The 4,847-nt window shown below is 72.4% G+C and carries 4 protein-coding genes; 1 reads left to right on the forward strand and 3 read right to left on the reverse strand.

Features of this window, described 5'->3' with window-relative positions; translation table 11 throughout:
* Positions 1–158 precede the first annotated feature (158 nt).
* Positions 159–845 carry a class F sortase gene (locus tag ACWGKQ_RS37215; protein WP_453296458.1) on the forward strand — a complete coding sequence of 229 codons (687 nt, stop codon included), beginning with the start codon at positions 159–161 and terminating at the stop codon, positions 843–845.
* 20 nt (positions 846–865) lie between these two features.
* Here ACWGKQ_RS37215 and ACWGKQ_RS37220 read toward each other — a convergent pair whose 3' ends face one another.
* The 3 genes from ACWGKQ_RS37220 to ACWGKQ_RS37230 are packed head-to-tail and all read right to left on the reverse strand — an operon-like array spanning position 866 to position 4,718.
* A complete protein-coding gene (locus tag ACWGKQ_RS37220) occupies positions 866–1,873 on the reverse strand; it encodes a LacI family DNA-binding transcriptional regulator (protein WP_453296459.1) in 1,008 nt (335 codons plus the stop codon).
* A 2-nt stretch (positions 1,874–1,875) separates the two neighbouring features.
* Positions 1,876–3,177, reverse strand: a complete 1,302-nt coding sequence (locus ACWGKQ_RS37225; RefSeq protein WP_453296460.1) for a glycoside hydrolase family 27 protein — start codon at positions 3,175–3,177, stop codon at positions 1,876–1,878.
* Between the two features lie 17 nt (positions 3,178–3,194).
* Positions 3,195–4,718, reverse strand: a complete 1,524-nt coding sequence (locus tag ACWGKQ_RS37230) for an alpha-N-arabinofuranosidase (RefSeq protein ID WP_453296461.1) — start codon at positions 4,716–4,718, stop codon at positions 3,195–3,197.
* Positions 4,719–4,847 lie beyond the last annotated feature (129 nt).

Here is a 4,847-nt window from a genome sequence, read left to right on the forward strand (position 1 = left end):
GGGGGCATCCGGGGGGGGGCGGTGGAGTGGCGCGGGGCGGGTGTGTTGTGGGCCATCGCCTTGGGGGGGGCGGGGGGCCGTGGGCCCCCCACCGGGCCCCGCCCCCGCGACCCCTGTGTCCCGCCCTCCCGCTGCCGTGACCCAGAAAGGTGCCCCTGATGGCAGCTGGCCCCGCCACCCCGAAACCCGACAACTCCGACGGCCCCGACGACCGGGACGGCCCCGGCAGCCCGCCGCGCGGCGGACGGCTGCCCGTGTGGGGCATCGCCCTCCTGCTCTTGGCCGTGGCACTGATCGGCGGACACACCAACGACCCCGACACCACCGGCACCAGCCGGGCCGGGAGCATGGACGCAGCCCCCTCGGCCGACCCGCTCCGCTCCGGCGAGGCGCTGTCCCGGTCCGCGCCGACCCGTCTGCTCATCCCGAAGATCGCCGTCGACGCCCCCTTCACCGTCCTCACCATGGGCTCCACGGGACAGCTCGACCCCCCGCCGGCCGACAACACCAACCTGGTCGGCTGGTACTCCAGGGGCGCGGCGCCCGGCGAGGCGGGCACCGCGATCATCGCGGGCCACGTCGACACCATGACGGGGCCGGCCGTCTTCGTCAGGCTGGACGAACTCGAGCGCGGCGACCGCTTCACGGTGAGCCGGGCCGACGGCACGGACGCGAACTTCGTGGTCGACGACGCCGACACCTTCGCCAAGGACGACTTCCCCAGCGACCGTGTCTACGCCGACACCCGCCGCCCCGAGGTCCGCCTGATCACCTGCGCCGGCGACTACGACCACGACGTCAAGGACTACACGGAGAACCTGGTGGTCTTCGGCCACCTGGTCTGACGGCGAACCCGGACGCGGCGTCAGCCGCCCGTGGACTCCCGCACCACCAGACGGAACGGACCGGCGAACTCCTCCCGCTCCGGTCCCGGCCCGCCCCGGTCGATGCGCGCCGCCAGCAGGGCGACCGCGCGCTCGGCCATCAGCTCGTGGTCCGGGTCGACGGTGGACAGGGAGGGGACGAGGTACGCGCTCTCGTCGACGTTGTCGAAGCCGATCACCTTGACCCGCTCCGGCACCCGGACCCCGGCGTCGGCGAGGGCCCGCAGCACGCCCATGGCCACCGTGTCCGTCACACCGAACACCCCGTCGAAGCCGAGGCCGTCCGCCATCCGCTCCCGGACCCGGCGGGCGGCATCCTGCATGGTGAGCGACTCGGCGGTCACCACCAGCTCCGGGTCCGCCGGCAGTCCCGCGGCCGCCAGCGCCCGCACGTACCCGGCGTGCCGCCGGCTCGACACGTCGGCCTCGCCGCCCAGCCGTCCGCACACGATGGCGATCCGGCGGCAGCCCCGCTCGACGAGATGGCGGGTCGCGGCCTCGGAGGCGGCCTCGTTCGGCATGGCGACATGGTCGACGGGGCCGCCGAAGATCCGCTCGCCGAGGATCACCACCGGATGGTCCACGTCGAGCGCCTCGACATCGGCCGGGCCCATGCCGACCGTGCTGAGGATGAGGCCGTCGTAGAGCCGGTTGCGGGACAGGGAGAGGGCCGCCAGCTCGTTCTCCCGGCGGGCGCCGGTCTGCTCGATGCTCACCCGCAGGCCGTGCCCGGCGGCCGCCGCGATGATCGAGGCGGCCAGCCGGCCGTAGTACGGGCGGTTGATCTCCGGAACGGCCAGACCGATGATCCCGGTACGCCCCCTGCGCAGGTTGCGGGCGGCCACGTTGACCCGGTAGCCGAGCCGGTCCACCGCCTCCAGGACGCGCTCCCGGGTGGCCGGTCGCACGTTGGGATGCCCGTTGATCACGTTGGAGACGGTCATCGCCGACACTCCGGCGGCCTTCGCCACGTCCTGGATCGTCGCCACACTCACTCCCGCCGGCTGTCCTCGGCAAGACGATAGAGGGCGGCGCCGTGCGGGGGCAGCACGGTGACCAGCCGCCGGCCGTCGTGGGCGGTGTCGGCGCGGGTCCACAGCTCCCGGACGCGGTCGTGCGGGGTGGCTCCGACCGACCCCAACGGCACCTCGAAGCGCCGCTCCTCGTCGGCCAGCGAGAACACCGCCGCGTACCGGGTGTGCCCGTCGGTGTCCCGGGCGGTCCACAGCACCAGGTCCCGTTCCCGCAGCACCTCCTGGTTGCCGGTGCTGTGCCACAGGACGTCGAGGGCCTCGTCGTTGCTGAGCAGCGCGATGGTTCCGGGCGGAGAGGTGGGCAGGTCGCCGCCCATCATCAGCGGGGAGCGGGAGATCAGCCAGAGGGTGAGCAGGCTGACCTGCTCGGGGTGGGTGAGGGCCGACTGGCGGTCCGCGCCGCGCTCGGCGCGGATCCCGATGTGGCCGAGCGGCAGCATGTCGGCGTCCGCCCAGCCCTGCGGGCCCTGCCGGGGGGCCCAGCGGGCCATCCGCGCGAACTGCGCCTCGACGTCCTCCCAGCGGTCCCACAGGTCGTCGCAGACCCGCCACATGGTGGCGTGCTCCCGAAGGTGGTCCAGGCGGGCGAGGGACATGTCGGTACCGGGGGAGAGGCTCAGCTCGATGGCCCGCCCGCTGCGCTCGATCGCCCGCGCGTACGCGGCGATCTCCCGCTCGTGGTACGGGAAGAGCATGTCGTCGGCCTTGACGAAGTCGACGCCCCAGGCGGCGAACTGGGCGACCTGGGAGTCGTAGTAGGCCTGGGCGCCGGGGTGGTCGTGGTCCAGGCCGTAGTTGTCGGAGTTCCAGGGACAGGCGGAGTCGGTGTCGGCCACCTCCGCGGCCGTGAACTCCGTGCCGAGCACCGGCAGTTCCGCCTCGACCGCGCGCCGCGGGATGCCCCGCATGATGTGCAGTCCGAAGCGCAGGCCCATGGCGTGCACCCGCGCGGCCAGCGGCCCGAACCCCGCCCCGCCCGCGGCCGAGGGGAACCTGTTGGGGGCGGGGAGCTGGCGGCCGTGGCCGTCGAGGACGAGCGGGGCGCCGGGGTTGTAGCCGTGGGCACGCGCGGTGGGCTCGTACCACTGGATGTCGACGACGACGGTGTCCCAGCCGTGCGGGAGCAGGTGCTCGCGCATGAACCCGGCGTTGGCGAGGACCTCCTCCTCGGTGACGGTGGTGCCGTAGCAGTCCCAGCTGTTCCAGCCCATGGGCGGCCGCAGATGGCGGGCGGGCAGCGGGCGGGCGGGTCGGGTCATGTGCGCACTCCTGCGGGTCAGCGCTGGTTCAGGGGGGCCTGGACGGTGACGAACGAGTGGGGCGGGAGGGTGAGCCGCAGTCCGCCGGCGGTCACCGACACGCCGTCGAACGTCCGCGGGGAGACGGCCGCCGACGCCCCGGGTGTGTTGTGGGCCTGGAGCTTGTCGGCCGTGAGGATCCGGGCGGCCGGTTCGCCCAGGGTGCCGCCGCGCAGGTCGAGGGCGACCTCGGCGGGCTCCTCGGCGTCCAGGTTGCTGAGCGAGATCAGGACCGTGCCGTCCTTGACGCTGGCGGAGGCGGACAGGGTGTCGAGCTCGGCGTCCCCGACCCGGCGCCGGGGACCCTCGCCGCGTACGTGCACCGGGAGCGACGTGGCGTCCTGGTGGCCCTTGTTCATCTCGAAGACATGGTAGGTCGGGGTCAGGACCAGGGCGTCGCCGTCGGTGAGGAGCATGGCCTGGAGGACGTTGACGGTCTGGGCGATGTTGGCCATGTGCAGGCGGGCCGCGTGCTTGTGGAAGATGTCGAAGTGGGTGCTCGCCACCAGCGCGTCGCGCAGGGTGTTCTGCTGGAAGAGGAAGCCGGGGTCGGTGCCGGGCTCCACGTCCCACCAGGTGCCCCACTCGTCCAGGACCAGGCCGACCGTGCGGCCGGGGTCGTAGACGTCCATGACCGTGGAGTGGCCGGTGAGGATGCGGTCGACGCGGCGGGCCGACAGCATCGTGCGGTAGTGGTCGTCGGCTGTGAACTCCGTGGCGCTGCCCTTGGCCTCCCAGGGGCCGGAGAGCGTGTAGTAGTGGACGGAGAGGCCCTGGAAGAAGTTCTTCGGGGTGGCCTCGCAGCCGAAGCAGCTGATCTGCTGCATCAGCGTCTCGGTCCACCTGTAGTCGGCGTCGGAGGCGCCCGAGGCGATCCGGTAGAGCTTGTTGGCGCCGTGGTCGCGGCAGTACGTGGCGTACTGGCGGGCCAGGTCGGCGGAGTACTCGGCGCGCATGTTGCCGCCGCAGCCCCAGGTCTCGTTGCCGATGCCCCAGTACTTCACCCGCCACGGCTCCTCGCGGCCGTTCTCCTTGCGCAGCCGCACCATCGGGCTGTCGCCGTCCCGGGTGAGGTACTCCACCCACTCGCTCATCTCGCGGACGGTGCCCGAGCCGACGTTGCCGCTGATGTAGGGCTCGGCGCCGAGGAGTTCGCACAGGGCCATGAACTCGTGGGTGCCGAAGTGGTTGTTCTCCTCGACGTTGCCCCAGTGCGTGTTGACCATCCGGGGGCGCCGCTCGCGCGGGCCGATGCCGTCCTGCCAGTGGTACTCGTCGGCGAAACAGCCGCCCGGCCAGCGCAGGTTGGGGATGTCGAGGGCGCGCAGGGCTTCCACCACGTCCAGCCGGATGCCGCCCTCGTTGGGGACCGGGGAGTCCTCGCCGACCCAGAAGCCGCCGTAGACGCAGCGGCCGAGGTGTTCGGCGAAGTGGCCGTAGAGGTGGCGGCTGATCGTCGGGCCCTCGATGTCGAGGTTGATGATCGCGGTGGCGGTGGGCACCCGGGTACTCCTGTCCAGGAAGTCTGTTCGAGATATGGAACGTCGTTCGTATCTCCGCTTGTATCGATAAAAAACTGCCATCCGGGATTGGGTGCGTCAAGAACGCGGACAGCCCGGTTCCCTGTGGGC

This window comes from Streptomyces sp. NPDC054770, from assembly GCF_053611985.1.